Source organism: Pseudomonas sp. DCB_AW, from assembly GCF_026240895.1.
GTDB lineage: Bacteria > Pseudomonadota > Gammaproteobacteria > Pseudomonadales > Pseudomonadaceae > Aquipseudomonas > Aquipseudomonas kermanshahensis.
Genome location: NZ_JAPFCE010000002.1, coordinates 263,462 through 290,054, shown reverse-complemented (window position 1 = coordinate 290,054; position 26,593 = coordinate 263,462). Strand labels below are relative to the sequence as shown.

At 63.0% G+C, this 26,593-nt stretch carries 24 protein-coding genes and 1 pseudogene; 8 read left to right on the top strand and 17 right to left on the bottom strand.

Annotated elements, in window-relative coordinates:
* Window positions 1-187: 187 nt before the first annotated feature.
* From OO306_RS03190 to OO306_RS03170, 5 genes are all read left to right on the top strand, one after another.
* Complete coding sequence (locus OO306_RS03190) at window positions 188-1,210, top strand: LacI family DNA-binding transcriptional regulator (RefSeq protein WP_085272906.1); 1,023 nt, start codon at window positions 188-190, stop codon at window positions 1,208-1,210.
* Between the two features lie 63 nt (window positions 1,211-1,273).
* Complete coding sequence (locus OO306_RS03185; protein WP_265967661.1) at window positions 1,274-2,053, top strand: sugar phosphate isomerase/epimerase; 780 nt, start codon at window positions 1,274-1,276, stop codon at window positions 2,051-2,053.
* Window positions 2,046-2,996, top strand: coding sequence for a sugar kinase (locus OO306_RS03180; protein WP_027593349.1), 951 nt, complete (start codon window positions 2,046-2,048; stop codon window positions 2,994-2,996). Before OO306_RS03185 ends, OO306_RS03180 begins: the two co-directional genes overlap by 8 nt.
* Window positions 2,997-3,049: 53 nt before the next feature.
* On the top strand, window positions 3,050-4,342 hold the full coding sequence (locus OO306_RS03175) for an MFS transporter (RefSeq protein ID WP_265967660.1): 1,293 nt from the start codon (window positions 3,050-3,052) through the stop codon (window positions 4,340-4,342).
* Window positions 4,343-4,353: 11 nt separating this feature from the next.
* Complete coding sequence (locus tag OO306_RS03170) at window positions 4,354-5,328, top strand: D-glycerate dehydrogenase (RefSeq protein ID WP_265967659.1); 975 nt, start codon at window positions 4,354-4,356, stop codon at window positions 5,326-5,328.
* Between the two features lie 18 nt (window positions 5,329-5,346).
* Here the strand turns inward: OO306_RS03170 and OO306_RS03165 are convergent, their stop codons facing one another.
* The 7 genes from OO306_RS03165 to OO306_RS03135 form a co-directional block, all read right to left on the bottom strand.
* The gene (locus OO306_RS03165) at window positions 5,347-6,312 is read right to left on the bottom strand and encodes an endonuclease (protein ID WP_265967658.1); all 966 of its coding nucleotides are present in this window, start codon (window positions 6,310-6,312) and stop codon (window positions 5,347-5,349) included.
* A gap of 198 nt (window positions 6,313-6,510) precedes the next feature.
* On the bottom strand, window positions 6,511-8,148 hold the full coding sequence (locus OO306_RS03160) for a BCCT family transporter (RefSeq protein WP_265967657.1): 1,638 nt from the start codon (window positions 8,146-8,148) through the stop codon (window positions 6,511-6,513).
* Window positions 8,149-8,220: 72 nt separating this feature from the next.
* A complete protein-coding gene (locus OO306_RS03155) occupies window positions 8,221-9,357 on the bottom strand; it encodes a hybrid-cluster NAD(P)-dependent oxidoreductase (protein WP_265967656.1) in 1,137 nt (378 codons plus the stop codon).
* 5 nt (window positions 9,358-9,362) lie between these two features.
* Window positions 9,363-10,619, bottom strand: a complete 1,257-nt coding sequence (locus OO306_RS03150) for an aromatic ring-hydroxylating dioxygenase subunit alpha (protein WP_265967655.1) — start codon at window positions 10,617-10,619, stop codon at window positions 9,363-9,365.
* A gap of 257 nt (window positions 10,620-10,876) precedes the next feature.
* Complete coding sequence (locus OO306_RS03145) at window positions 10,877-12,010, bottom strand: MFS transporter (protein WP_085272986.1); 1,134 nt, start codon at window positions 12,008-12,010, stop codon at window positions 10,877-10,879.
* A gap of 249 nt (window positions 12,011-12,259) precedes the next feature.
* The gene (locus OO306_RS03140) at window positions 12,260-13,489 is read right to left on the bottom strand and encodes a pyridoxal phosphate-dependent aminotransferase (RefSeq protein WP_265967654.1); all 1,230 of its coding nucleotides are present in this window, start codon (window positions 13,487-13,489) and stop codon (window positions 12,260-12,262) included.
* Complete coding sequence (locus tag OO306_RS03135) at window positions 13,486-14,154, bottom strand: RraA family protein (protein ID WP_265967653.1); 669 nt, start codon at window positions 14,152-14,154, stop codon at window positions 13,486-13,488. The genes OO306_RS03140 and OO306_RS03135 overlap by 4 nt, the downstream gene beginning before the upstream one ends.
* A gap of 104 nt (window positions 14,155-14,258) precedes the next feature.
* On the opposite strand from OO306_RS03135, the gene OO306_RS03130 reads away from it, so the two are divergent.
* The 3 genes and pseudogenes from OO306_RS03130 to OO306_RS03120 form a co-directional block, all read left to right on the top strand.
* Entirely contained in the window at window positions 14,259-15,155 is an 897-nt protein-coding gene (locus tag OO306_RS03130; RefSeq protein ID WP_265967652.1) for a LysR family transcriptional regulator, read from the top strand.
* 93 nt (window positions 15,156-15,248) lie between these two features.
* Entirely contained in the window at window positions 15,249-16,064 is an 816-nt protein-coding gene (locus OO306_RS03125; protein WP_265967651.1) for an alpha/beta fold hydrolase, read from the top strand.
* Between the two features lie 57 nt (window positions 16,065-16,121).
* A pseudogene (locus OO306_RS03120) lies at window positions 16,122-16,653 on the top strand (alanine:cation symporter family protein); the annotation flags it as partial.
* 278 nt (window positions 16,654-16,931) lie between these two features.
* Here the strand turns inward: OO306_RS03120 and OO306_RS03115 are convergent.
* The 10 genes from OO306_RS03115 to OO306_RS03070 form a co-directional block, all read right to left on the bottom strand.
* Window positions 16,932-17,927 (bottom strand): aldo/keto reductase, encoded by a 996-nt coding sequence (locus OO306_RS03115; RefSeq protein WP_265967650.1) that lies wholly within the window; start codon window positions 17,925-17,927, stop codon window positions 16,932-16,934.
* Between the two features lie 116 nt (window positions 17,928-18,043).
* Window positions 18,044-18,895, bottom strand: coding sequence for a LysR family transcriptional regulator (locus OO306_RS03110; protein ID WP_085272897.1), 852 nt, complete (start codon window positions 18,893-18,895; stop codon window positions 18,044-18,046).
* A 37-nt stretch (window positions 18,896-18,932) separates the two neighbouring features.
* Entirely contained in the window at window positions 18,933-19,553 is a 621-nt protein-coding gene (locus tag OO306_RS03105; RefSeq protein WP_265967649.1) for a TetR/AcrR family transcriptional regulator, read from the bottom strand.
* A 2-nt stretch (window positions 19,554-19,555) separates the two neighbouring features.
* Window positions 19,556-20,380, bottom strand: a complete 825-nt coding sequence (locus OO306_RS03100; RefSeq protein ID WP_265967648.1) for a CoA ester lyase — start codon at window positions 20,378-20,380, stop codon at window positions 19,556-19,558.
* On the bottom strand, window positions 20,377-21,219 hold the full coding sequence (locus tag OO306_RS03095; protein WP_186702760.1) for a MaoC family dehydratase N-terminal domain-containing protein: 843 nt from the start codon (window positions 21,217-21,219) through the stop codon (window positions 20,377-20,379). Before OO306_RS03095 ends, OO306_RS03100 begins: the two co-directional genes overlap by 4 nt.
* Window positions 21,220-21,259: 40 nt before the next feature.
* Entirely contained in the window at window positions 21,260-22,462 is a 1,203-nt protein-coding gene (locus OO306_RS03090; RefSeq protein WP_265967668.1) for a CaiB/BaiF CoA-transferase family protein, read from the bottom strand.
* Between the two features lie 63 nt (window positions 22,463-22,525).
* Entirely contained in the window at window positions 22,526-23,689 is a 1,164-nt protein-coding gene (locus OO306_RS03085) for an acyl-CoA dehydrogenase family protein (RefSeq protein WP_265967647.1), read from the bottom strand.
* Window positions 23,690-23,758: 69 nt separating this feature from the next.
* Complete coding sequence (locus OO306_RS03080; RefSeq protein WP_265967646.1) at window positions 23,759-24,355, bottom strand: thiamine pyrophosphate-dependent enzyme; 597 nt, start codon at window positions 24,353-24,355, stop codon at window positions 23,759-23,761.
* Window positions 24,343-24,873, bottom strand: a complete 531-nt coding sequence (locus OO306_RS03075) for a thiamine pyrophosphate-binding protein (protein WP_027593331.1) — start codon at window positions 24,871-24,873, stop codon at window positions 24,343-24,345. The genes OO306_RS03080 and OO306_RS03075 overlap by 13 nt, the downstream gene beginning before the upstream one ends.
* 201 nt (window positions 24,874-25,074) lie before the next feature.
* Window positions 25,075-26,442, bottom strand: a complete 1,368-nt coding sequence (locus OO306_RS03070) for an MFS family transporter (protein ID WP_265967645.1) — start codon at window positions 26,440-26,442, stop codon at window positions 25,075-25,077.
* Window positions 26,443-26,593 lie beyond the last annotated feature (151 nt).

The window sequence follows — 26,593 nt, the reverse complement described above, 5'->3', positions numbered from 1 at the left end:
GTGCTGCGAAGAGGCCGGTCCAGACCACAGAAATTAGTGGTTGGTACTGGCCTCTTCGCAGCACAAGGCTGCTCCTACCGGGAATGTGTAAACTTGCCGACGAACGGTAGGTGACGAAACGCGCCGGTTTTGGTGTATTGAAACCGGTTTCATAGCCTGTCACCGACAATAATCACAAGGGACACCCATGACCGATATGCCTGCCAATGCCCGCGAGCGGGTGACCATCAGCGAAGTAGCCCGTGTGGCCGGTGTGTCCAAGGCCACCGTCTCGCGCTATATCGGTGGCGATCGCCAGTTGCTGGCCGAGGCGACCGCCAAGCGCCTGGAAGAAGTCATCGAGCGCCTCGGCTATCGCCCCAACCAGATGGCCAGGGGCCTCAAACGCGGCCAGACCCGGCTGATCGGCATGCTGGTGGCAGACATCCTCAACCCCTATTCGGTCGCGGTGATGCACGGCGTCGAAACCGCCTGCCGCCAACACGGCTACAGCCTGGTGGTGTGCAACACCAACCGCGACGACGATCAAGAACGCCATCACCTGGTGGCCCTGCAGTCCTACAACGTCGAGGGCCTGATCGTGAACACCCTCGGCCATCATCCCGGCGAACTGCTGAACCTGCAGCGCGACATGCCCATGGTGCTGGTGGACCGCCAACTGCCTGAACTCAATGTCGACCTGGTCGGCCTGGACAATGCCGACGCCGTCGAACAGGCCCTGGATCACTTACAGGCGCAAGGCTACCGCGACATTCTGGCGGTAACCGAACCGCTCGATGGCACCAGTTCGCGCCAAGAGCGGGTACAGGCATTTGGCGCTTCCATCAACCGGCGCCCGGGCATGCGTCAACAGGTGCTGGAAGTCAGCCCCGACCTTCACGCCGGCCTGGCTTCATTTCTTTCGGCCAGCGGTCATGGCCCTCAAGCAATCTTCACCTTCAACGGTGTGGCGACGCTGGCCGTCACCCGAACCCTGCACGACGCCGGCTGCGGCTTGTTCGACGACGTTGGCCTGATCGCCCTCGACGAACTGGACTGGTACCCCTTGGTCGGCAGCGGCATCACGGCATTGGCCCAACCCACCGAGCGCATCGGCGTGGCGGCATTCGAGTGCCTGCTGGGCCGCCTGCGCGGCGAACGCGGGGCGCCACGGCGCATCGACTTCAAGGCCGACCTGATCATCCGAGGTTCAACCCACTCACGCGACTGAACGAAAGGCACGTTGCGGCTTGACGTGCATAAAAATGAAACCGGTTTCATAAGGACAATAACAATGCGCTCGAACCCCGTTTCCATCAGCCTCTCCAGCTACGGTGCCAGCTTGGTACGGCAGCGCGGACAGGCGCATTTTCTGGACATGCTGGCCGCTGCCGGGGTAACCCGTGTCGAATTTCGTGAAGAACTGTTCGAGAGCGCGCCGGACACCCACGCGCTGGCCGCCGCCGTCACCGCGTTGAGGCTCGAATGCCTGTATTCCACGCCCCTTGAACTGTGGACGGCGCAGGGCCTGCCAGACCCACGCCTGACGCAGAAACTGGCGCTGGCCCGCGCGATGGGCGCGGTGGCCCTGAAGGTATCGCTGGGGCATTTCGATGACACCTGCGATGTGGCGGCCTTACGCTCGCTGTTGCCTGACGATGGCCCCCAGCTGTTGGTCGAGAACGACCAGACCGAGCAAGGCGGGCGCATCGCGCCGCTGCTCACGTTCTTCCAGCGCGCCGATGACCTTGGGCTGGCGCTGGGCATGACGTTCGACATCGGTAACTGGCAATGGCAGGGCGAGCCTGTGCAGCAAGCGGCTCGCCAACTGGGGCATTGGGTGCGCTATGTGCACTGCAAGGCGGTCGAGCGCCAGCCCGGTGGGCGACTGGTCGCCGTGCCGCCGCAGGCTGACGATCTGCAAGCGTGGGATGCCTTGCTGGCCGCGTTCACGCCCGGCGTGGTGCGTGCCGTGGAATACCCGTTGGCCGCCGACGACTTGCTCACGCTGACCCGTGCCCAGGTAGTGGCGTTATCCGCGCTGGGCCTGGCCGAGGAGGTCAGCCATGCATGAGCATGACGTGCTGTGCTTCGGCGAAACCATGGCCATGTTCGTCGCCGAGCAGGTGGGGGACCTGGCGCATGTCGGGCAGTTCGGCAAACGCATCGCCGGTGCCGACAGCAACGTTGCCATCGGCCTGTCGCGGCTGGGCTTCAAGGTCCGCTGGCTGAGCCGGGTGGGCGACGATTCTCTTGGGCGTTTCGTCCTCGACAGCCTGCGCCGGGAAGGCCTGGACTGCAGTGACGTTGAAGTCGACCCGCAACACCCCACCGGTTTTCAGCTCAAAGCCCGCTGCGATGATGGCAGTGACCCGGCAGTGGAATACTTTCGCAGCCATTCAGCGGCGCGCCGTTTGTCCCCGGCATTGATCCGCCCACATTGGCTGCAGGCCCGCCACCTGCATGCCACCGGCATTCCGCTGGCGCTTTCAGCCGAGTGCAGGGCCTTGTCGCATGCATTGGTGGATGGCATGCGCGCTGCCGGGCGCAGCATTTCCTTTGACCCTAACCTGCGCCCATCGCTGTGGCCGGACCGCACGCACATGATCCACGAGATCAACGCCCTGGCAGTCAAGGCTGACTGGGTACTGCCGGGCCTTGAAGAAGGCCGCCTGCTGACCGGCCAGCACGCACCGGCGGACATCGCCGCGTTCTACCTCGACAAAGGGGTGGAACTGGTGGTGATCAAGCTGGGGGACGAAGGCGCGTACTTTCGCACCGCTAAAGGCGATGGCCAGGTAGCCCCGGTGCCGGTGGCCAAGGTGGTGGACACCGTCGGTGCGGGTGATGCCTTTGCTGTCGGCGTGCTCAGTGCGCTGCTCGAAGGCCGTGAACTGCCCGAGGCGGTGGCGCGTGGCAACTGGTGTGGCAGCCGCGCCGTGCAGTCGCGCGGCGACATGGAAGGTTTGCCGCTGCGTCACGAACTCGAAACCCATGACCTGCGCATAAGCGCCTGAACGCCTGGCCCCTACCTGTTGCGACAAAAACAAAAAGCTCAGGAGTACACATGATGCAAACGACAAGTCTCGCGCGTCGCCGTTGGTGGTACATCATCCCAATCGTGTTCATCACCTACAGCCTGGCCTACCTGGACCGTGCCAACTATGGGTTCGCGGCAGCGTCCGGCATGGCCGACGACCTTAAAATCACCCCGGTGCTGTCGTCGTTGCTGGGGGCGCTGTTTTTCCTTGGTTACTTTTTCTTCCAGGTACCTGGGGCCATCTACGCCGAAAAACGCAGCGTCAAGAAGCTGATCTTCGTCAGCCTGATCCTCTGGGGCGGCCTGGCCACGCTGACCGGCATGATCAGCAATGTGTACATGCTGATCGGCATCCGCTTCCTGCTTGGCGTGGTGGAAGCCGCGGTGATGCCGGCGATGCTGGTGTACCTCTGCCATTGGTTCACCCGCGCCGAACGGTCGCGGGCCAACACCTTCCTGATGCTCGGCAACCCGGTGACCATCCTGTGGATGTCGGTGGTGTCGGGCTACCTCATCAAGCACTACGACTGGCGCTGGATGTTCATCATCGAAGGCCTGCCTGCGGTGATCTGGGCGTTCTTCTGGTGGCGCCTGGTGGACGACCGCCCGGCTCAGGTCAAGTGGCTTAGCGAGCAGGAAAAGACCGATCTAGAAAACGCCCTGGCAGCAGAACAGCAGGGCATCAAACCGGTGAAGAACTACCGCGAAGCGTTCCGCTCGTCTCAGGTGATCATCCTGTCGATGCAGTACTTCTGCTGGAGCATCGGCGTGTACGGCTTCGTGCTCTGGCTGCCGTCGATTCTGAAACAGGCGGCCAACGTCGACATCGTCCAGGCCGGCTGGTTGTCGTCGGTGCCCTATCTGGCGGCGGTGCTGGCCATGGTCGGGGTGTCCTGGGCGTCGGACCGCTTGCAGAAGCGCAAGCGCTTCGTCTGGCCGCCCCTGTTGATTGCGGCGCTGGCGTTCTATGGGTCCTATGCCTTGGGCAGTGAGCACTTCTGGTTGTCCTACGCATTGCTGGTGGTCGCCGGCGCCTGCATGTACGCGCCCTATGGGCCGTTTTTCGCCATCGTGCCGGAGATCCTGCCCAGCAACGTCGCCGGTGGCGCCATGGCCTTGATCAACAGCATGGGCGCGCTGGGTTCGTTCGGCGGCTCGTGGCTGGTCGGTTACCTCAATGGCGCCACCGGCGGGCCGGGCGCCTCGTACCTGTTCATGTGCGGTGCACTGCTGACGGCAGTCGCGCTCACGGCGGCGCTTAAAACCTCACACACCGCTGGCCGGGCCAAGCGCGGCGGCTCTCATCTGGCCACGAGCCACTAGGAAATCCTGCTATGAAGAAGCGAATCGTCCTTTACAAGCGCCTGTCCGACACGTTGATGGCGCGCCTGCAGCAACAGGTTGACGTGACGTGGGTGGACACGGCCGGGCCCGATGGCCTTGCCCGCCTGCGCGATGCGTTGCCGGGCGCTCACGGGCTGTTGGGTGCCAGCCTGCGCTTGGACAGCAGCCTGCTGGACCTGGCCCCGCAACTGGAGGTGGTCGCCAGCGTGTCGGTAGGCGTGGACAACTACGACATCGCCGACCTGACCCGGCGTGGCGTGATGCTCACCAACACGCCCGATGTACTGACCGAAACCACCGCCGACACCGGCTTTGCCTTGATCCTGGCCAGTGCGCGTCGGGTCGTGGAGCTGGCGGGCTGGGTGCGTGACGGCCAGTGGCAAGCCAACCTTGGGCCTGCGCACTTTGGCACGGATGTGCACGGCAAGACCTTGGGCATCATTGGCATGGGGCGGATTGGCGAAGCGTTGGCCCGGCGCGGCGCGGCCGGTTTTGGCATGCGGGTGCTTTACCACAGCCCACGCGCCAAGCCTGCGGTGGAGGCCCGTTACGACGCCCGCCATTGCAGCCTTGACGACCTTCTGCAACAGGCCGATTTCGTCTGCCTGACCGTGCCGCTGAGTGCCGCCACCGAGGGCTTGATCGGCGCGCGTGAGCTTGCCCTGATGAAGCCTGAGGCAATGCTGGTGAACATTGCGCGTGGGCGCGTGGTGGACGAAGCCGCGCTGATCGAGGCCTTGCGGGAGAAACGCATCCGCGGCGCGGGCCTGGATGTGTTCGTCCAGGAGCCGTTGCCCAGTGATTCGCCGCTGCTGCAACTGGACAACGTGGTGGCGACCCCGCACATCGGTTCGGCCACCCACGATACCCGTGAGGCCATGGCGCGCTGTGCGGTAGACAACCTGCTCAGCGCGCTGGCCGGTGAGCGCCCGGCAAACCTGGTGAACCCAACAGCCGGGCGTTGATGCACCGAAGCGCAGCGGTTACCGGCAGTTGCCCGCCTTGCGGTAGCCGGCCGCTTGCGCCTCGCCCTCGGAGCCGAACATCACCTGGTTCTTCGAAGCCACCTGGGTGTAGCCCGGGCAGCCATTGGCCAGGTGATAGACATGGCTGTTGCGGTTGCCGAGCACAGCGCCTGTTGCTGCAGTGCTGGCCAGGCTGGGCTTGGCCGCTTCGCTGACCGGTTTGGGCGGCATGGCTTGCACGACGCCACTGCCAGCAGGCTTGTAGTCGGCTGTCCATTTGCGTTCGCCCGTCACGAACGGGTTGGCGTGCCCCATGATGGCGGCGATGCGCCGGTCACGTTCTTTTTCCCAGGCCGAGACGGGGTGCTGTTTGTCCCAGGCCATCAGCAGTTGCTGCTGTTGACGCGACATGCTCAGCTTATAGCGGTCGAACATGTAGAAGGTGGTACGGGCAACCAGGCCCTTCACTTCGTCACGCGGCTCGGCGGCGCGCTGCACGAAATCGACCTTGGTCGAGCACTGGCCGTATTGCCCGGCGTTGCCAGCGACCATGCCGTAGTTGAAGTTGCTGCGGTCACCGTTGACTTCGCCCACGGCCGGGTAGAGGTTGAACAGGTCGGCTTCCATCGCGCGGAAGACCGGGTCGTCATCGACACAATGCTCGCGGCCGCCGTTTTTCCAGCATTGGCGCTGATTGCCGAAGGTGTAGGCCGGCACAATGTGTTCCCACTCGGTACGCTCGGCGCGGTTTTGCTGTTTGCGGGTTTCATAACCGCAGGAGGCAGCATCGATGCGCCCACCTGACTTGCCCACCCAGGTCCATTTGCAGCCGCAATACAGGTCGCCCATGGCGCTGCTTGCCTGGTCCAGGTAGACCTTTTGCTTGGCGACGACCTTGGCTTCGGTGAAGGTGGAAGGCGGGTTGGCGAAGGCGGGGAGGTTGACGGCGAGCAGGAGCGATACGGCATAAAGCAGTTTTTTCATGGGGGGCAGCAGGTCTCAGTTAAGGAACTGCATTCTAATCGAAATCTAACCTGTTGATTTGGATTGAATCCCCCTCCGGTCAAGCGCGGTCCTGGTAGGAGCAGCCTTGAGCTGCGAAGAGGCCGGTACAGACCACAGTATTTCGTCTCTGGTACTGGCCTCTTCGCAGCACAAGGCTGCTCCTACAATGCGATGACGTCAGCTGGCTGCCAGTTCGTTGGCAGGCTGCGGCGTTTCTGCGCCCGCATGCACCGGCGCCGGTCCAGTAATCACCGCATCACTGGCAAACAAGCTGCGCATCAGGCTGTACCCGGTCATCAGCATGTAGAACGCAATCGGCAGGCCGACCACGATGCTGGCCATCTGGATCGCCAGCAAGCCGCCGGCAATCACCAGGCTGGCCGCGATGGCGCCCTCCAGCACACACCACAGCACGCGTATCCAGTTGGGTGGGTCGATGCTGCCCAGCGAGTTGAGCATGCACAGCACCTGGGTCCCGGCATCGGCCGCAGTGACGAAATGCACGGCCAGCAGCAGGCAGATGATCACGCTGAGGATTGCTCCCAGCGTCGGGCCGTCGAGGCGGTCGAGCAAGATGAACATGGCCGTGGTGGTTTCCTTGCGCGTGGCTTCCAGAACCGGGCCACCCTGGAACGCGCCGGCCGCTGCCTGCTCGGCGACCGGCAATGCTTGATAGGCGTGGCGCACTTGCTGCTCATCCTTCAGTGCGGCACCGCCGAACACGGCCATCCACAGAATAGTCACCAAGGTCGGCACCAGCAACGCGCCGAACACCAGTTCGCGGATGGTCCGGCCACGGGAAATCCGGGCAATGAACAGGCCAACGAACGGCCCCCAGGTCATCCACCACGGCCAATAGAAAGCGGTCCAGCTCTTCTGCCAACTGCTGTCGGCCTGGGCGTCGGTCCAGAAACTCATGCCGATGATGTTCTGCGCGTAGTCGCCCGCCGACTCGAACAGCAGGTTCATGATGTAATGGGTTGGGCCCACGGCCAGCACCACCAGCATCAGCCCCAGGGAAATCCACATGTTCAGCGTCGACAGGCGCTTCATGCCGCGCGATACACCGGCCACCAGCGAGATCGAGGCGATCACGGTGACGACGGCGATGATGCTCAGCTTGAACGACAAGGTGACTGGCGTGCCGAACACCTGATGCATGCCCATGTTGATCTGCTCGACGCCCAACCCCAGCGATTGCGACACTCCGAATGCAGTGACCGCGCCACCAATGATGTCAACCGTATGGCCAATCGGCCCGTAGATGCGGTTGCCGATGATCGGGTAGAGGATCGAGCGCAGCGCCAGCGGCAGCCCTTCACGGTAGGCGAAGTAGGCCAGGCCCAGGCCGATCACGGTGAAGATCGCCCAAGGGTGCAGGCCCCAGTGCAACAGGGTAATGCGCATGGCCATGGACGCGGCCTGGTCGGTGAGCCCCGGTGTGAACGGGTTGCTGGCGTAGTGCAGCACCGGCTCTGCAACCGACCAGAAGATCAGCCCAACGCCCATGCCCGCACTGAACAGCATGGCGATCCAGGCGGCAAAACTGAACTCGGGTTTTTCGTCGGGGCGCCCGAGCTTGAGGGTGCCATAGCGGCTGAAGGCGATGTACACCAGTAAGCCGAGGATGGCGCTGACCAGCGCCAGGTAAAACCACTTGAGGTGGTCGAGAATGGCGTCCGACGCGCCTTTGAATACACCCGCGGCTTGGTCGCCGTGTGAGGCGCAGAGCACCACGAACGCCACCACGATTGAGATCGACCCTACCGTTACAATAGGGTTCAGGCCTTTGAAAAGGCCTTGTTTTGCACGCATCGTCCATATCCTTTTTATTTTCGCAAGACGGCAAAAAAGGACGCCCCAGTAACAGGGCGTCCTTGTCGAATGTCAGAGGTCGATCACCAGGTCCGACGTCGGCCGGCTGCAGCACAGCAGCCGCAGGCCTTTGTCGATTTCACGCTGGCGAATGCCGCCGTTGTGCTTCATCTCGACGCTGCCCTGCAATACCGCGGTCTTGCAGGTACCGCATACACCTTGGCTGCACGAGGAGGGGACTACGGCACCGGCTTTTTTGGCAGCGGCCAGTACGGTCTGGTCGGCGCTCATGGTGAATGCCTTGCCAGAGCGGGCAAGGCGTACGGTGAAGCTGTCCAGGGCCTGGCCGGGGGCGGCGGGGGCGGCTGCCAGCTCGGCTTCGGCGTTGATGTCGAAGCTTTCCTGGTGGTAGCGGGCCAAGTCGAAACCAGCACCCGCCAACAAGGCCTTGGTCGCCTCCATGTAGCCTTTTGGCCCGCAGGTGAATACCGCCCGCTCCTTGAAGTCGGGGATCTGGCGCTGCAGTGCGTCCAGTGACAGGCGCCCGATCGGGCCGTCCCAGTCGGGCTCGTCGCCAGCGCCTTCGCAGAAGAACAGCGTCCGCAGCCCTGGCATGGAGCGTTCGAGGCGCGCCAGTTCATCGCGGAAGATGATGTCTTTAGGCGTACGCGCACTGTGCACGAAGACGATGTCCAGGTCGGCGTGCAGGTCGGCGGCGGCGCGGGTCATCGCCATCAGCGGGGTGACGCCGGAGCCGGCCGACAGGTACAGCAATTTGCGCGCAGGGCCCGCCACTGGGGTAAAGACGCCCGCGGGGCCAGAGGCAGCCAGGGCGTGGCCAGGGCGCAGGTTATCGTGCAACCAGTTGGACACCGTGCCGCCCGGCACCCGCTTGACCGTGATGGCAAAGGTGAACGGCCGGGTCGGTGTCGAGGACAGGGTGTAGCAGCGCGACACGCTGGCCCCCGCAATCACAGGCGACACGGTGAGGAACTGGCCTGGTTCGTAGGCAAGCGCCGGGTAGTCTGGGCTGTGGAAGGTGAAGGTCTTCACGTCGTGGGTCTCGTCCACGACGCTCAGGCATTCGATGCGTTTGCTTTCACCGCTGGCCCACTGGGCACCATGGGTGGCCCAGTGGTCGGTGTCGGTGAAGCGCTGGTCGGCACGCAGGCCGGCAATGTTCTGGGCAAGGTTCTCGAGCACGGTCATCTCCTTCACACCCCATGTGCCGCGAGGCGCGAGGTGTACCAACGGGCGAACTGGTCGACGTACGGCTCGGTGTAGGTGGAGTAGGGGCCTGGGACGAAGGCGGGGTCTTGGGTGCCACTGTGGGTGATGGCGACCAGGGCTGCGTCCTGTTGGGTGGTGGCGACCCAGACCTCGGTCAGGCGCTGCAGGTTGTAGTCGACCCCTTCGACGGCATCGCGGTGCACCAGCCATTTGGTGCGCACCAGGGTGCGGTCCGGCGAGAGCGGGATGATCCAACTGATCATGGCGTGGTCGCTCATCACGTGCGCCCAGGCGTTGTTGCCCCACAGGTGGGTGTCGCCCAGGTCGCGACGGGTCAGGTTGCCCAACAGTTTACGGCAGGCAACCTGGGTATCGAGTGTCTGCGATTCACCCGCACCGGCGATGATCATGCGCTGGGTGCGAAACTGCGTGGGGGCGTCATCCTGCAAATGCTCCACAGTCTCGTAGAGCAGGCCCGAATTGGCCCAGTCAGCTTCGATGCCGGCCTTGCGAATTTGATAGGCATCGTAGGACGCGCGAGCCTCGTCGCTCATCTCTTCCAGGCTGACGCCAAGGTCTTCGGACTGGTAGGACACGATCAGTTCCGGGTGGGTGCCGGCGCAGTGGTAGCACTCCCGGTTGTTCTCCATCACCAGCTTCCAGTTGCCGTTCTCGATGTAGTCGAGTTCGTAGGCGATGCGGGTATTGGTCAGGTCGAACGGCGCGAAGCGCGGCCCCATCACCGCTTCGAGGTCCTTGATGTCTTCAGGCGGGTTGTCGCCCAAGCACACCAGCACATGGGCCCCGACAACCTTGCAGTGCACCGGGATCAGGCTGCGGCACTTGGGGTCGAAGCCCTTGCCCATGTGGCTGGCATGCTTGAGGCTGCCGTCCAGGTCGTAGGTCCACTGGTGGTAGGGGCATACCAGCATGCCGACAGTGGATTTGCCTGCTTCTTTCAGGCGCGCGCCGCGGTGGCGGCACACATTGCGGTAGGCGCGGATCTGTTCATCATCGTCGCGCAGGATCAACACCGACGATTTGCCGATATCGACGGTAAAGACATCACCGGGTTCATCGACATCGGCGGTAACGGCGACCTGTATCCAATGCTGGTTGAAGAAGATTTCCATGTCGGTTTCGAAAACATCCTGGCGGCTGTACAACGCGCCATTCATGCCAAAACCAGGTTGGCGGGATGCAATCAGTTCGCGATGGGTTTTGCTCGATGAAGGGCGCATTGTTGTCCTCAGGCACTTTTATTTTTAATCGACCAAGACGTCTGGCGCGGATTATTGAAGTGGCCCTGAAAAGGCGTCAATGCGCTTAATTTTCTGTGTGGTATTACTTGAGGTTATGCGAGCGGAGGCCTGTAGGGCGGGGGTTTTGAGCGATATTACGGATGGGACAATTAATAGAAGTTTGCTGCGTTAATTAATCAAAGTTGTTCTGCTTCATAACGGGATCGGAGGCGCACAGCGCCCCCGAATAACCGGTTTTAATGCCCACCCTTCATACGCCGGGCAACGAGATAAATGCCCAAGCCGACCAACGCGGTTGCAGCGCCGATATAACCCGTACTCGTCCAGCCCATGCCTGCGGTGATGGCCATGCCACCCAACCACGGCCCAAGCGCATTGGCCAGGTTGAACGCGGCGTGGTTCGAGGCTGCTGCAAGGCTGGGGGCTTCATGGGCAATGTCCATCAGGCGGATTTGCAAGGGGGCTGCCAGTGCAATCATGGTGCCCACCAGGCCGACGCCCAGCAGCAGGGTCCATAACGAATGCGCTGCAAAGGTGAAGAACAGCAGCACTGCAATCGACCAGATCAGCACCAGCCCGACGGCGCGGAACTGCAAGCGGTCGAACAACTTGCCACCGGCGATGTTGCCGACGATGCCGCCGACCCCAAAGGCCGCCAGGCCGAAGGGGATCCACTGCGGCGATACCTGGGTCACGTGCAGCATGGTGGGCGCCAGGTAGCTGAACACACAGAACATGCCGGCAAAGCCGATCGATGCAATGGCCAGCGCCATCCACACCTGGGGCAGGGCGAACGCTTTAAGTTCCTTGCGCGGGTCGCTGCGCACTTCATCGTGCGGTTGCGGCACGAAGCGCCAGACCAGGGCGATGGTGCACAGGGCGATCGCCCCGACCAACACAAAGGCAGAGCGCCAGCCGAAGTACTGGCCCAGTAAAGTGGCAACCGGGTTGCCCAGCAACATGGCCAGCGTCAGGCCCATCATCACCCGCGCCACGGCACCTGCCCGTTGGTTGTTGGCGACCATGCTCGATGCCACCACCGCAGCGATGCCGAAGTAGGCGCCATGGGGCAGGCCGCTGATGAAGCGGAAAGCGACCAGGCCGCCGAACGAGGGGGCGAACGCCGTGGCCAGGTTGCCAAGGGCATACAGCGCCATCAACAGCAGCAACATGTGCTTGCGCAGTAGCTTGGCCCCCAAAATCGCCAGGGTCGGGGCACCGACCATCACGCCCAGCGCGTAGGCACTGATGGCGTGGCCCACCTGGGGCTCGCTCAGCTGCAGGTTGCTGGCGATGTCCGGCATCAACCCCATAATGGCGAATTCGCCGGTACCGATGGCAAAGCTGCCTAGCGCCATGGCGGCTTCCATCTTGGCGACAGTGCTTTTCGGCAGGGCTAGCGGTGGTGCTTCATGGACAGACATTTGAATCCCTTTTGAAACATGCTGAAACGTTCAACGCGGGATCATAGACAATCTCTGGCCAAAACGTCGAGGCCGCAGCCTCGCCCACAGGCGCAACCCTTCGGTGTAGGCGCAGCCTTGTGCTGCGAAGAGGCCGGTGACAACACCCTCAATCTTCGCTGCTTGCACCGGCCTCTTCGCAGCACAAGGCTGCTCCTACCTGGCCGCGCGACAGAAGCGCCCGAGCGCATCACACGCTGCCATCAGCGACGCATCATCCAGCGCGTAGGCAATGCGCAGGTAAGGCCCGAGCCCGAAGGCACTGCCATGCACCACGGCGACATCGGCTTCGTCGAGCAGGGCCAGCGCGACATCCTCGTCAGTGGCCAGGTAACGACCACCCGGGGAGGTCTTGCCGATCAGCCCGGCGCAATTGGCAAAGGCATAGAATGCCCCGGCCGGTTGCTCGCAGTGCAGCCCTGGGATCCCATCAATCGCCTTCACCATCAGGTCACGGCGGCGCTGAAACACGTCCCGGCTTTGATGGATGAACGCTTTCGGGCCTACCAGCGCAGCAACCGCCGCCTGCTGAGAGACCGAACACGCACCCGAGGTCTGTTGCCCCTGCAGCTTTTCCATGGCCGCCAGCAGCCAGCGCGGGCCCGTGGCGAAACCGATGCGCCAGCCCGTCATGGCATAGGCCTTGGATACGCCGTTCATGGTCAGCGTGCGTTCGGCAAGCCGAGGTTCCACTTGGGCCAGGGTATGGAAGCGCTGATCGTCGAAAATCAGGTGCTCGTAAATGTCATCCGCCAGCACCAATACCTGTGGGTTTGCCAGCAGCACCGTAGCCAAGGCCTGCAGCTCGGCAACGCTGTAGACCGCGCCGGTCGGGTTGGACGGCGAGTTGAGGATCAGCCAGCGGGTGCGCGGCGTGATCGCGGCACCAAGCGCTTCAGGCGTCAGCTTGAAACCGCTGCTGGCCTCACACGTGACGATCACGCTGCGGGCGCCACACAGTTGGACCATCTCCGGGTAGCTGACCCAGTAGGGCGCTGGCACGATGACCTCGTCGCCGGCATTGAGGGTCGCTGCCAAGGCGTTGTAGATCACCTGTTTGCCGCCGCTGGCGACCAACGTGTCCTGCCACTCGACCTGCAAGCCATTCTCGTGGCGGAACTTGGCCGCCACCGCTTCGCGCAGGGCGCGGCTGCCAGCGACTTGGGTGTAGCGCGTATGGCCTTGGTCGATCGCCTGCTTGGCGGCGTCGCGGATGTGCGCTGGTGTGTCGAAGTCTGGCTCGCCCGCGCACAGCGAAATGATCGTGGCCCCCGCCGCGCGGCGTTGGGCAACGCGGTCCATGATGCCGTAGGTGGCCGAGGGGCGGGCGCTGGCCAGGTTAAGGTTCAGGCGCTGGATGCCGCCGTCGGTGTCCTGCTCGCTCATCGGTGGTGCTCCGTATTGATCGCATCAAATTGGCTGTCATGCATCACGTCGGCCACCGAGCGGCCATCGCGCACGGCATCCACCATGCCGGCCTGGCGGCGGGCGATGCGCTCGGCCAGCTCCAACACCTTGGCGATGTGGGCTTGGGTGACGAAGACGGTGCCGCAGTTGTCGGCAATCACGTAGTCGTTTTCATCCACTGCTACACCTGCCACCTGGACGGTGCAGGCTGCGTCGACCTGGACCACGCGATTGCGTGCGCTGACCATGGTCACGCCACGGCCATACACCGGATAACCGATGTCGGCGCTGCCGTCGATGTCGCGGCTGCAACCGTCGATGATGCTGCCGCGCACGTGCCGGGCCACGGCGGCATTGGCCAGAATGTCGCCCCAGCAAGAGATCCCGTCGATGCCGCCGGCGATCACCAGTACGCGGTCATCACTGGCGATCGCTTCGATCACCGGGCTGATCAAGTGCACGGTCGGTGCACGGTCGGTCTTGGCGGCCAGTTGCACAGTGCTGGCGCGGCCGACCACCTTGGGGCAGTGCCATAACGGGCGCAGACCGAACGTGGCGCCAGGCAGGCCGAGGAAGTCGAGGGCGTCGGACACGGTGTTGGTGTCCAGCGCCGCCAGGCGTTGTAGCACGCTGTCTTGGCTCATGGGTGAACCTCTTTGGTGAAGGAGGCATGAGTGTCCGACAGGCTGTTTGATAGGTATATTCCTTATCAAGGATGTTAAACATATGCCCAACCTATGGAACCGCCATGATCAATTTCCGCCTTATCCGCCACCTTTGGCTGTTCCTGGCTGTTGCTGAGGAAAAGAACTTTGGGCGGGCCGCCAAACGCCTGGGCATGACCCAGCCGCCGCTCACCGAGCAGATCCAGATTCTTGAGCAGGCATTGAAGGTCAAGCTGTTCGACCGTTCCCGGCGCGGTGCGGCGTTGACCCCGGTGGGCGCCGCCATCCTGCCGGCGGTGCGCAAGTTCGCCGACCAACTCGAACGCCTGGAACTGGCCGTGGAAGAAGCCGTGGCGGGCCATCAGGGCATGGTCACCATCGGTGCCATCTCGTCGGCCATGTTCGACGTGCTGCCGGAGGTGATCGAGCGCTTCAAGCAGGACCACCCTCAGGTCACGGTGTCGGTACGCGAAATCGACAGTGTCGAGGCGGTGCCTTCGCTGAAGGCGGGCGATATCGACCTGGCGTTCGCGAGGCTGGATGGCGACCTGGGCAAGGGCATTGAATGGCGCCCGTTGACCGAAGAGCAACTGATGGTGGCACTGCCGGTTGATCACCCTCTGGCGAACCATAGCGAGATTGCGCTGGCGAGCCTGGCCAGCGAGCCGCTGGTGATGTTCGCGCGCAAGGTCAGCCCCTTGTACTTCGATAACCTGATTGCCACCTGCCGCGCCAACGGGTTTTCGCCTCGAGTGCTGCACGAAGTGCGTTCGGTGGCGTCTCAGATAGCCTTCGTCAGCTGCGGGCAGGGTATCGCCCTGGTACCGGCGGCCATGAAAAAGCTGGCCCCGGCGAACGTGGTCATACGCCCGCTGGCGCAGCAGGTGAGTGTGGTGACCACCACCTACGCCTGGAATGCCGAGCGCGCCAACCCACTGGTGCAGGCATTGGTAAACCAGCTGAGCGAATGCATTTCATAGGTTTGACCTATGAAATTGATCGCTGATGAGGAATTTACAGATTGTTGGTGGGCGTCGAGAGTGTGCCTCTCAACTACAAGAGGAGTTTACGGCGTGCCCGAATCCCAATCGTTCCGCCAGTTCGTCCTGCCTTTGAACGTGGAGGGCGTCGACCTTGAACTGTCCACTGTCCACCGCGAGGGCCGTGGGGCGCCGATCCTGTTTCTGCACGGGTTCGGCTCGACCAAGGAAGACTATGCCGGGCTGACACGCCAGCCGGCGTTTGCCGGCCGCCCATTCGTGGCCTACGACGCACCTGGGTGCGGGCAGACCCACTGCAGCGACCTTTCACGTGTTTCGATTCCGCTGCTGCTGGCGACCGCGTTGCAGGTGCTGGAGCACTTCGGTATTCAGCGTTTTCACCTGGTGGGCCACTCGATGGGCGGCCTGACGGCGTTGCTGCTGGCGCATGAATGCCCCGAGCGGGTGATCAGCTTCATCGACATCGAAGGCAATATCGCCCCGGAAGACTGCTTCCTCAGCCGTCAGATCGATGACTACCCGGCCAATGATCCGCAGGTGTTCTTCGACGCGTTCATCGAGCGCACCCGGCACAGCAGTGACCCGGCCAGTGCCTTGTACGCTGCCAGCCTGCCTTACAAAGTGCGGGCAGAGGCCGTGCGTGGGATCTTCAGCTCGATGGTAGAGCTGTCTGACCACGGCGACCTGATGAGCAAATTCCTCGGCCTGCCGTGCCCACGCATGTTCATGTATGGCGAGCAGAACAGTCACCTGTCTTACCTGGCGGACATCCAGGCGCAGGGTGTAGAGCTGGCCAGCACCCCCGCGTGCGGGCACTTCCCGATGTATTCCAACCCTATCGAAATGTGGCGCCGAATCGCCGGCTTCCACGCGCGTCACGCCGGCTAAGGCTGTCAGCACCCCCGGCTTCGCGGGGGTGCCATTTCCACCCTAAAGAATCGATGTGCGGCCGCGGGCCTGGAACCGGCGTTTGCGGGCCTGGTGGGCAGTGCAATCGTCATGGGCGTGAAGCGCGGCGTGTTCGCCAACGAGGCTGGGCTGGGCAGTGGTATTTATCAGCGTTGCGCTGGCGCTGTTCGTGTTTACTTCGATTCTTTACAACTACTACCTGGGCGAAAACAATTTGCGTTACCTGGCGGGTAACCGACGGTGGCCGATCCTGCTGTATCGTGGCGTGGTGCTGTTGCTGATTCTGTGGGGTTCGGTGCAGAACCTGGGCACGGTGTTCGCGTTTGCCGACATCACCATGACCTTGCTGGCCCTGATCAACCTGGTAGCACTGGCGTTGTTGGGCAAGGTGGTGCTGCGCCTGATTGACGATTATGACCAGCAGCGCAAGGCCGGGGTGCAGATACCGGTATTTGATGCTAGCCAGTTCCGCGATCTAGACCTGGACCCACGCGCCTGGCCGGAGGGCGATCAGGTTGCGGCTGAGGGGGAGGGGCGTAGCGAGACGCGCATGCCTCAAGCTCTTTAGCGCCTGCGAGATCGAGCGCCGCCCGCGCGGCGCTTCGCAGCACAAGGCTGCTCCCACATCTGTTTCGGGCCAGTGAGGCCTGTGATGTTTGCGCGCGACCGCCTTGTGGGTTTGACGCAATATTGCGCCATGCACCAAGACGGTCGCGTGCGTTTGCCCCAGGAATAATTGGCCCGAAACAAACGTAGGAGCGAGCGTTGCTCGCGATGCGCCGCGCGGGCGGCGCTCGATGTCTGCAGCCCCACAAAACGCCAGCCTTGCACCAGGGCCTACAACCCCTACTTAAACCCGGTAACCGCATGCGGCACATACGGTGCTTCCAACCGCGCAACCTCTTCATCAGACAACTGCACCCCCAATGCCGCAATGGCATCGTCAAGATGCCCAGGCTTCGATGCGCCAATAATCGGCGCCGACACGGCGCGGTGCCTGAGCACCCAGGCCAAGGCAACCTGAGCCATGGGTAAGCCACGCTCGCTGGCAATCTGCTCGACTACATCGATCACACGGCCATCCTCGACTTCCGTCCCTGCATAAAACGACTTGCCAGAAACATCGCTGAGCGTGCGCGCGGTTTCCTGGCCCTTGGGCCGGGTCAGCCGGCCACGGGCCAGCGGGCTCCAGGGCATCAGCCCGACGCCCTGGTCCTGGCACAAGGGGATCATCTCCCGCTCTTCTTCCCGGTACAGCAGGTTGAGGTAGTTCTGCATCGACACGAACCGGCTCCAGCCATTGGCCGCTGCGACGTGCTGGGCTTTGGCGAACTGCCAGGCATACATCGAAGACGCCCCGATATAGCGCGCCTTGCCGGCCTTGACCACGTCGTGCAGGGCTTCCATGGTTTCTTCGATCGGCGTGTGATAATCCCAGCGGTGAACCTGGTAGAGGTCGACGTAATCCACGCCCAGGCGGGTCAGGCTGGCGTCGATGCCGCTGAGGATCGCCTTGCGTGACAGGCCTTGCTCGTTCGGCTTGCTTGCGCCTTGCCACATGTTCGCCGGGTAGAAGACCTTGGTCGCGATGACGGTGTCTTCACGGCGGGTGAATTCCTTCAGCAATTGGCCCAGGATCACTTCCGATGTACCCGCCGAGTAGCTATTGGCTGTGTCGAAGAAGTTGATGCCTTGCTCTACCGCGTGGCGAATGATCGGGCGGCTCTGTTGCACATCCAGGGTCCAGGGATGGGTACCGGCATCCGGGTCACCGAACGTCATGCACCCCAGGCACAGTCGGGAGATGTCCAGGCCGGTGTTGCCGAGTTTGACGTACTGCATCTGTGAATCCTCTTGGTCAGCATTGCCCGGCGTGTGCAGCCGAGCGATGGAACAAGGTTAGCGGCGCGACGTGAGCGTGCAAATTCCCAGGATGTGCAGGTGATATCTGCAAAAATTCACAAGCGCAGCAGGGGTTTGACCTGCTCGAGCAGAAAATCCGTTACGGCTTTGATGCGGGGGGTGTTGCGCACGTCCTCGTGCACGGCCAGCCAGATTTCGATGCTCATCGACCTGTCGTCCTCGCAGGCTTGCTTGAGCCCGTACTCCTCGGCCATGAAGGCGGGCAGGCAGGCTACCCCCACGCCACCGGCCGCAGCCTGGGCCTGGATGCGCAGGTCGTTGCTGTGCAGGGCGAAAGGGCGACCTGCGGCCTGCTCAAGCAGCCAGCGCTGCTGTGGGGATTTCGCCTGAGAGTCGTCGTAGCCGATGTACAGGTGCGGTTCGCGTCGGCGCACGTAGGGCGCCGATGCGTACAGCCTGTATTCGAGATGCCCGAGCAGGCTGGCCACCAGGGTTGGCTCGGTGGGCCTGGCCAAGGTGATTGCCACGTCCGCCTCGCGGCGGGCCAGCGACGCGCGCGACTTGCTGCCGACCAAGGTGAGTTGCAAGGCAGGGTAACGTTTGTACAGTTCGCCCAGCCTACGCGCCACCATGCTGCCCAACAGCGCGGGCGGGGCGGCAATCACGACTTCGCCTTCAACGGCCTGTTGGTCGGCACTGGCAAAGTGCTCCAGCGCAAACGAGGATGCCAGCATCTGCTCGGCAAACTCGCCAACGCGCACGCCCTGCTCAGTCAGGGCGTAAGCCCGTGGGCGGCGGTCCACCAGCTTCAACTGCAGCGAGGCTTCCAGCGAACTGATCCGCCGCGCCACGGTGGCATGGTCAACCCCCAGGCGCTTGGCAGCGGCCGACAGCGAGCCGGCGCTGATAAATGCAGAAAAATGACGCAGGTCTTCCCAATCGAACATGACAGGCCTCTGGTGTGAGGCCCGATGATACGCGGTTTCAGGCGGCTCCCGTCAGCCGGGCGGCGCGTGCCGGTCGTTTCGCAGGCGGGCATGCTGACAGCAGCGCATGGCTCATCTGTATCACCCAGGCCTCGATTTTCGCGTCATCCACCGGCATTGGCCGACGGCGCATACCTTCGGCGGTATCTATCAGGGCCAGAATCGCCTCGGCTGCGCTGGCGATATCCCCCACCGTGAAACGCCCCTGTTGCTGGCCGTGTTCGATGATCTGGCACAAAGGCGCTCGTGAACGATTGAGCGCCTGCTCCAGCCACCCTCGTTGGCCAGGCTCGACATGGCGTGATTCGTGGCGCAGCAACAGCGCCTCAAAGGGATGCGATGCCTGGCGCGCGAGTTGAAACCGCAGGTAGCCGCGCAGGTCGCGGGTGTAGGGCCCTCGGCGCCAGGCTTCGAGGCGCTGGGCGAGAATGTCCAGCAATACATCGAGCAGCAGGTCCTGTTTGCTCGCAACGTGGTGGTAAAGGCTGCCCGGCTGCAGGCCAGCCCGGGCCGCGAGCTGGCGCATGCTCATGGCGCCATAGCCGACTTCTGCCATCAAGCCCTGTGCCACAGTGAGCAGAGGGCTGGGGCAATGTTGCACGTGACGGGCGTCGGGCATGGCTATTCACCCTTGCCTGCGGCGTGCACAAGGGCACGGGCGCGCAGGATCACCGGCGCATCCACCATCTGCCCATCCAGGGTGAACACGCCGGCACCGCCTTCGGCCGCAGCCAACACGCGGTGCGCCCATTCCAATTCGTCGGGCGAAGGTTGCAGGGCGCGATGAATCACGCTGACCTGGCTGGGGTGAATGCACAAGGCCCCGCCAAAGCCCATGTCGCGAGCGAACTGTACGTGCCGCTGCAGGCCAGCGACGTCCTGAATGGCCGGGTGCACGCCATCGAGCGGCGGCGCAAGGCCGGCAGCGCGGCTGTGCAGCAAGACGGCATAGCGCGCATGCCCGAGCACCTGTTCGGCGGCTTCGCTGGCCGTGCGCAGGTTCAGGTCCAGGCCGAGGTCGAGGCTGCCAAAGGACAAGCGTTCGACGCCCTCACAGGCCGCCAGCAAGGGCAGGGCGACCAGCCCACGTGCGCTCTCGATAATTGGCCAGACCGGCTTGCCGGTAGCACGCGCACGCTGCACCTGCTCGACCGTTTCGGCCTTGGGCAGCAGGATGCCACTGACACCGGCATGACGCTGGCACAGCGCAAGGTCAGCCGCGTGCGCCCAATGCTGCGGGGCGTTGACCCGCACCAGCACGCAGGCCTCGGGCTGCTCGGCCAGAAATGCCTGCAGGTTGTCCCGCGCCTGCGCCTTCGCCGCTTCTTCAACGGCATCTTCCAAATCCACAATCACCCGATCAGCGCCGCTGGCCAGCGCCTTGGCGATACGTTCCGGGCGGCTGGCCGGGACAAACAGGGCAGAGCGCACAATGGCCTGGCTCATTGGCTGGCCTCCAGGCTGAATTCGACTTCTGCGGTTTGCGCCATGCCCGCTTCGGCGGTTGCCCAAAGCTGCGCCTTGCCGCGTTCGAGCAGGCGCCCACCCACCTCGAAGGTGTTCGGCGAAATCAACGGCCGCAAGCCGCGGAAGCTGAATCGGCGTATCTGGGCGGCGGGGTTGGCACGGGCAAAGGCGCGCAGATTGAGCGTGGCAATCAAGGGCCCGTGCACCACCAGCCCCGGGTAGCCTTCGGTGTCAGTGACATAGGGCCAGTCATAGTGGATGCGATGGCCATTGAAGGTGACGGCCGAGTAGCGGAACAACAGGGTTGCGTCGGGCGTCACGGTCTCCTGCCAAGCGCCGGCGGGTGCCGGCTCGGTACCGCCAAGCTTGGGTGGGGTAGGCTCGCGGTAGACGATGTCCTGTTCTTCGATCAGCGCTTCATGGCCATCCTGGACATACACGTGCCTGACCGTGACAAACAGCAGCGACCCGGTGCGGCCGTGTTTTTCTTCGACGTTGAGAATCGTCGAGTGGCGTGCTACCTGCGCTTCCACCTGTAAAGGGCTGATGAAGGTCAGGCGGCTGCCGGCCCACATCCGGTTGCGGTTGTCTGCTGGCGGCAAGAAACCGCCGCGCGCGGGGTGGCCATCGGCGCCCAGCCCGGTGGCCTCGACGGGGTCCTGGAAGAACGCCCAGTGCCAGAGCAGGGGCAGGGGTTCTCCCGCCGAGGGTGCGGGCTCGCTGAGGGTCGCTGCGAGGCGCTTGACCAGGTTGTGGGTGATGCGATCGTGGCTGGTTTCGCTACGGCCAATCCAGCGGCTGAGGTCGTGTGTTGTCATTGTCGTGGTCCTCGATCATTTAACGCTGTGCCTGAAGGGGTCAGATGACCCCATCGCGGCGCAGTTCCTGTATACGTTCGGCAGACAGCCCAAGCTGGGCGAGGATGCATTCGCTGTGCTCCCCCAAGGCTGGCACTGGGTCCATGCGTGGGCGGTAGGCATTGCTGCTGGCCGGGGGCAGCAGGCTGGGTATGCTGCCGTTTGACGTGGCTACCTGGCGCCAACGGTCGCGGGCTTGTAACTGCGGGTGCTGCCACACCCCCTGCATGTCGTTGACCCGTGCGTTGGCAATGCTGGCGCTATCGAGGCGCGCAACCACCGTGTCCAAGTCCAGGGCGGCGAACGCCTCGATGATCAGCGCACGCAATGCCTCACGGTTGGCGACCCGCAGGTAGTTGGCAGAGAACCGCGCATCGTCGGCCAGCGCGGGTTGCAGCAGCACCTGCTCACAGAACAGGCGCCATTCGCGCTCGTTCTGCAAACCGAGCATTACGGTATTGCCATCGCCGGTGGGGAAGGGGCCGTACGGGTAGATGGTCGCGTGCGCCGCGCCGGCGCGTGGCGGCGGAGTCGCGCCTTCGTAGGCGTAGTACAGCGGGTAGTTCATCCACTCCACCAGGCTTTCCAGCATCGACACCTCCACATGGCTGCCTTCGCCGGTGCGGCCACGCAGCAGCAGGGCCGACAACACGCCGGTGTAGGCGTACATGCCGGCCGCGATGTCGGCAATCGAGTTGCCCGCCTTGGCCATCTGCTCGTCACCCGGGCCGCCGGTTACCGATAAAAAGCCGCCTTCGCTCTGAATCAGCAAGTCGTAGGCCTTTTTCTGTTCAAAAGGGCCGCCCGCGCCGTAGCCCGAAATGTCGCAGACGATCAGCGTGGGGAACCGCGCATGCAGCGCCTCGAACGACAGCCCCAGGCGCGCAGCGGCGCCCGGCGCCAGGTTTTGAACCAACACGTCGGCCTGCTCCAGAAGCTGGTCGAGAATGTCGCCGGCGATGTCCTGCTTAAGGTCCAGAGCAAGGCTTTCTTTCGAGCGGTTGGTCCAGACGAAGTGCGAAGCCAGGCCGTTGACCCGTTGATCGTAGCCCCGCGCAAAGTCACCGACCCCCGGCCGTTCGACCTTGATCACGCGGGCGCCAAGGTCCGCCAGTTGGCGAGTGCAGAAGGGCGCAGCAATGGCATGTTCGAGGCTGATGACGGTGATGCCGTCTAGCGGGCGGATTGCCGTAGGCTGGCTCATGATGGTTATCTCTCTTGTCATGGCAGGGCCCCTTGGCGCCTTGGCGGCCAGGGGCGGCATCGGTCAGAACGAGCGTGGCAGTTCCAGCAGGTGCTCGGCGACGTACGACAGGATCAGGTTGGTCGAGATCGGGGCCACCTGGTACAGGCGCGTCTCACGGAACTTGCGCTCGACGTCGTATTCGTTGGCAAAGCCGAAACCGCCGTGGGTTTGCAGGCAGGCGTTGGCGGCTTCCCAACTGGCCTTCGCCGCCAGGTACTTGGCCATGTTGGCCGCGGCGCCGGCGTTCTTGCCGCTGTCGTATTCGGCACAGGCACGCCAGCGCATCAGGTCGGCTGCTTCGATCTCGATGTGCGCCTCGGCGATCGGGAACTGCACGCCCTGGTTCTGCCCGATTGGGCGGCCGAACACCACGCGGTCGCGGGCGTACTGGCTGGACTTTTCGATGAACCAGCGGCCATCGCCGATGCACTCGGCGGCGATCAGCGTGCGCTCGGCGTTGAGGCCGTCGAGGATGTAGCGGAAGCCTTTGCCTTCTTCGCCAATCAGGCTGCTGGCAGGGATTTCCAGGTTGTCGAAGAACAGCTCGTTGGTCTCATGGTTGACCATGTTGGCGATGGGCTGCACGGTCAGGCCGTTGCCGATGGCTTCGCGCAGGTCGACGAGGAAAATCGACATGCCTTCGGATTTTTTCTTCACCTCTGCCAGCGGTGTGGTACGGGCCAGCAGGATCATCAGGTCGGAGTGCTGGATGCGCGAAATCCAGACCTTCTGGCCGTTGATGACGTACTTGTCGCCCTTGCGCACGGCCGTGGTCTTGATCTTGGTGGTGTCGGTGCCGGTGGTGGGCTCGGTGACCCCCATCGACTGCAGGCGCAGTTCGCCACTGGCGAGTTTTGGCAGGTAATAGCCTTTTTGTTCTTCGCTGCCGTTACGCAGCAGTGTGAACATGTTGTACATCTGGCCGTGAATGGTGCCGGAGTTACCCCCGTATCGGTTGACTTCCTCAAGAATCACCGAGGCCTCGGCCAGGCCCAGGCCGGAGCCACCGTACTCTTCCGGAATCATCGCCGAAAGCCAGCCCGCATCGGTCATGGCCTTGACGAAGGCCTCCGGAAAGCCCTTTTCTTCGTCGATCTTGCGCCAGTATTCGGCAGGGAAATCACCACACAGGGCGCGCACGCCCTCGCGGATGGCGTTGAGTGCTTCGTTGTCGTAGTCGCTCATTATTGTTCTCCAGGCGGCGCAGGCTGGCAGCCTTGTCGTGGCTCGGTTGCCACCCTGCGCCTGACACAGTCAAAGAGGCTGGAAGCCCAGGGCAGCGCGGAAGCGGTTCTTGATGTAGTGGCCGTCACGCGGCGGCAGCACGCGGGGTGGGTTCTCGGCCTTGATCTTGACGGTAGCCAGCTTCACACCTTCTCGGCTGGCGAAGCGTTCGCGCAGGTCATGCACGCCTTCCATGTCGCCAATCTCGCGGGTCCAGCTGAAGCCGCAGGTCTGGGCAACCTGGTCGAGCTTGATGCCGAAACCGGCATGGCTGACCTGCATGCCGGTCTCGCCGAAGTGGCCGTTGTCCAGCACCACAATGGTCAAATTGGCAGGCTTCTGCAGGGCGACAGTCGCCAGCGCGCCGAAGCCCATCAGCAACTCGCCGTCACCAGTGATGACCACCACCGACTTGTCGGGTTGCGCGTTGGCCAGGCCCAGGCCTACGGTGATGGCGCTGCCCATGGCCGCCCAGAGGTAATAGTTGCCATCGTGGTCACCGGCAGCCATGACGTCGTAAGACGCCGAACCCAGGCCGGTCACGACCAGTACATCCTGGCGATCAGCGAGCAGGGTACGCACCACCTCACGGCGGCACAGCGTGTGGTTGGCGCTTACTTGACCCATTTCTTTTCTCCGATCAGGCGCTGGCCGAGCAGCAAGGCAGTGGCGGAATCACCATTGAAGGCCATGGTGGCGGCGCCATGCAGCAGTGGCGCGACGTCTTCTGGCACATCGGCACGCCAGGTCATGACTTTCATCAGTTGCAGCGAGGCCTCGGTGGCCTGGCCCATGGGGTTTTGCCAAGCGTTGAACTCGGCCCAGTCACCGCGCATGGTCACCACCATCAGCAGGGGGAAACCCGCGCAGTTCTGCAGGGCCAGGGTGTTGATGCAGTTACCGACGCCGCTGGACTGCATCAACAGTGCACCGCGTTCGCCGCCCAGCCAGGCGCCGGCCAGATAACCAATGCCTTCTTCTTCGGTGGTGAGGACGACGGCCTTGATATCAGGGTCCTGGTACGACATGCGGATCGCGGCCGAATGGCCGGCGTCCGGAACGAACACGACATGCTTGACGTCGTGGGCCTTGAGGACGCGGAAAACGTCTTCTTGCCAGCTTTGTTCAGCTTCTTGCGATGACATGGTTGTCTCCAGTGCTGCTCTTGTTTTGCCTCATCATGCAGGCAAGGCGGGGTGCCGACGACTACCGTTTTTCTCTTTGAGATATGCCGGCGTGGCATAGCTCATGGAGTGGCCGGCCAAGCGAAACGAAGCGGCCCTGGTGGCTTTCTTGAGGAAGCCATCAGGGCCGCGCGGGTCAATAAAGGGGCAATGTTGGCGAGGTCAGGCCTTGGCGGTCTGCACCTTGCTGGCCGGCATGCCGGTATTCTCCTCGACCCTGCCATCGCCACTGATGTACCCATGCCGCGTCAGGTTGGGCATCAGCATCGATGCGATGAAGGTCACGCACAGGACGGCGGCCACGTAGAAAAAGAAGTAGTCCTCGACCCCTTCGGCCCTGAACGACAGCGCGACATATTCAGCCGTCCCGCCAAACGCCGCGTTACCGATGGCATACGGGAACCCGACCCCCAGCGCACGCACTGCGGGGGGGAACAATTCGGCTTTTACGATGCCTGCGATCGGGGTGTAGAGCGAGGCGATGACAAGCCCGCCGAAGACCAGCGCAAAGGCCAGGAAGGGGTTGTGGGTATGCTTGATGGCGAACAGCAGCGGGATCACCAGCAACACGCCCAGGCTCGAGAACATCAGCATGTGCGTCCTGATCCCGAGCCGGTCTGCCATCAGGCCGAACAGCGGCTGGCAAAGCATGAAGCCGATCAGCGCCGAGGTCATGATGAAACTCACCGTGGCCGCGTCGAAGCCTGCCGATATCACCAGAAACTTCTGCATGTAGGTGGTGAAGGTATAGAAGTACAGCGACCCACCGATGGTAAAGGCGATCACCAGCCCGACGGCACGCTTGTGCTTGAACATGCCGCGCAACGACCCAGCACCCTCGCGGTGCATGTCCTTTTTCGAGGCGGTTTCGTGCATCGAGCGGCGCAGGTACACGACAACCACGGCGCTGATGGCGCCAATGAAAAACGGAATGCGCCAGCCCCATTCACGCAACTGCTCATCGCTGAGCGTCTGCTGCAGGATGACTACGGTGAACAGGGCCAGCAATTGCCCGGCGATAATCGTGAAGTACTGGAACGAGCCATAGAAGCAACGCCGGCCTGGTGTCGCGATTTCGCTGATGTAGGTTGCGCCGGTGCCGTATTCGGCACCCACCGAAAGGCCCTGGATCAGCCGTGCAACGACTAGCATGATCGGTGCGGCGATACCTACCGTTTCATAGGTCGGCATCACCGCGATCAGCAGTGACCCGGCGCACATCATGAACACCGAGATGATCATCGAGACTTTGCGCCCTCGGGTGTCGGCCAGCCAGCCGAAAATCCACCCACCCAGGGGCCGCATGAAGAAACCGACGGCGAACACACCCGCGGTGGCCAGCAACTGCGTGGTGGTATCGCCTTTGGGGAAGAACGACGCCGCGAAGTAGATTGCCGTATAGGCGTAGATGAAAAAGTCATACCACTCGACCAGGTTGCCGGAGCAGGCCCCCATGATCGCTCTGACACGATTGGGTTGGCGGGCGGGGGCATCTTCGACGAGGGTGGTGCTGGAGCGGGGAGTTGGCATGGTAGTCAGCCTCTGGTCTTATTCTTGTAGCGGGCGTCCGATCGGTGATCGACCCTGTTTTCACGCTACTCCAGAGTGGCCCCGTCAATAAGGGGACTAGCTGACTAACTGATATGCTGAAATTCTATAGCTGCTGACAGGTGTGCTGTTT

Excerpts from the sequence above, each read along its gene's own strand:
- OO306_RS03100 (WP_265967648.1), bottom strand. The coding sequence starts at position 20,380 with ATGAGCCAGGCCATTGTGCGCTCTGCCCTGTTTGTCCCGGCCAGCCGC.
- OO306_RS03150 (WP_265967655.1), bottom strand. The coding sequence starts at position 10,619 with ATGCGCCCTTCATCGAGCAAAACCCATCGCGAACTGATTGCATCCCGC.
- OO306_RS03185 (WP_265967661.1), top strand. The coding sequence starts at position 1,274 with ATGCGCTCGAACCCCGTTTCCATCAGCCTCTCCAGCTACGGTGCCAGC.
- OO306_RS03095 (WP_186702760.1), bottom strand. The coding sequence starts at position 21,219 with ATGACAACACACGACCTCAGCCGCTGGATTGGCCGTAGCGAAACCAGC.
- OO306_RS03075 (WP_027593331.1), bottom strand. The coding sequence starts at position 24,873 with ATGTCATCGCAAGAAGCTGAACAAAGCTGGCAAGAAGACGTTTTCCGC.
- OO306_RS03080 (WP_265967646.1), bottom strand. The coding sequence starts at position 24,355 with ATGGGTCAAGTAAGCGCCAACCACACGCTGTGCCGCCGTGAGGTGGTG.
- OO306_RS03190 (WP_085272906.1), top strand. The coding sequence starts at position 188 with ATGACCGATATGCCTGCCAATGCCCGCGAGCGGGTGACCATCAGCGAA.
- OO306_RS03130 (WP_265967652.1), top strand. The coding sequence starts at position 14,259 with ATGATCAATTTCCGCCTTATCCGCCACCTTTGGCTGTTCCTGGCTGTT.
- OO306_RS03155 (WP_265967656.1), bottom strand. The coding sequence starts at position 9,357 with ATGACCGTGCTCGAGAACCTTGCCCAGAACATTGCCGGCCTGCGTGCC.
- OO306_RS03165 (WP_265967658.1), bottom strand. The coding sequence starts at position 6,312 with ATGAAAAAACTGCTTTATGCCGTATCGCTCCTGCTCGCCGTCAACCTC.
- OO306_RS03085 (WP_265967647.1), bottom strand. The coding sequence starts at position 23,689 with ATGAGCGACTACGACAACGAAGCACTCAACGCCATCCGCGAGGGCGTG.
- OO306_RS03070 (WP_265967645.1), bottom strand. The coding sequence starts at position 26,442 with ATGCCAACTCCCCGCTCCAGCACCACCCTCGTCGAAGATGCCCCCGCC.
- OO306_RS03145 (WP_085272986.1), bottom strand. The coding sequence starts at position 12,010 with ATGGAAGCCGCCATGGCGCTAGGCAGCTTTGCCATCGGTACCGGCGAA.
- OO306_RS03090 (WP_265967668.1), bottom strand. The coding sequence starts at position 22,462 with ATGAGCCAGCCTACGGCAATCCGCCCGCTAGACGGCATCACCGTCATC.
- OO306_RS03180 (WP_027593349.1), top strand. The coding sequence starts at position 2,046 with ATGCATGAGCATGACGTGCTGTGCTTCGGCGAAACCATGGCCATGTTC.
- OO306_RS03140 (WP_265967654.1), bottom strand. The coding sequence starts at position 13,489 with ATGAGCGAGCAGGACACCGACGGCGGCATCCAGCGCCTGAACCTTAAC.
- OO306_RS03170 (WP_265967659.1), top strand. The coding sequence starts at position 4,354 with ATGAAGAAGCGAATCGTCCTTTACAAGCGCCTGTCCGACACGTTGATG.
- OO306_RS03175 (WP_265967660.1), top strand. The coding sequence starts at position 3,050 with ATGCAAACGACAAGTCTCGCGCGTCGCCGTTGGTGGTACATCATCCCA.
- OO306_RS03160 (WP_265967657.1), bottom strand. The coding sequence starts at position 8,148 with ATGCGTGCAAAACAAGGCCTTTTCAAAGGCCTGAACCCTATTGTAACG.
- OO306_RS03110 (WP_085272897.1), bottom strand. The coding sequence starts at position 18,895 with ATGTTCGATTGGGAAGACCTGCGTCATTTTTCTGCATTTATCAGCGCC.
- OO306_RS03115 (WP_265967650.1), bottom strand. The coding sequence starts at position 17,927 with ATGCAGTACGTCAAACTCGGCAACACCGGCCTGGACATCTCCCGACTG.
- OO306_RS03105 (WP_265967649.1), bottom strand. The coding sequence starts at position 19,553 with ATGCCCGACGCCCGTCACGTGCAACATTGCCCCAGCCCTCTGCTCACT.
- OO306_RS03135 (WP_265967653.1), bottom strand. The coding sequence starts at position 14,154 with ATGAGCCAAGACAGCGTGCTACAACGCCTGGCGGCGCTGGACACCAAC.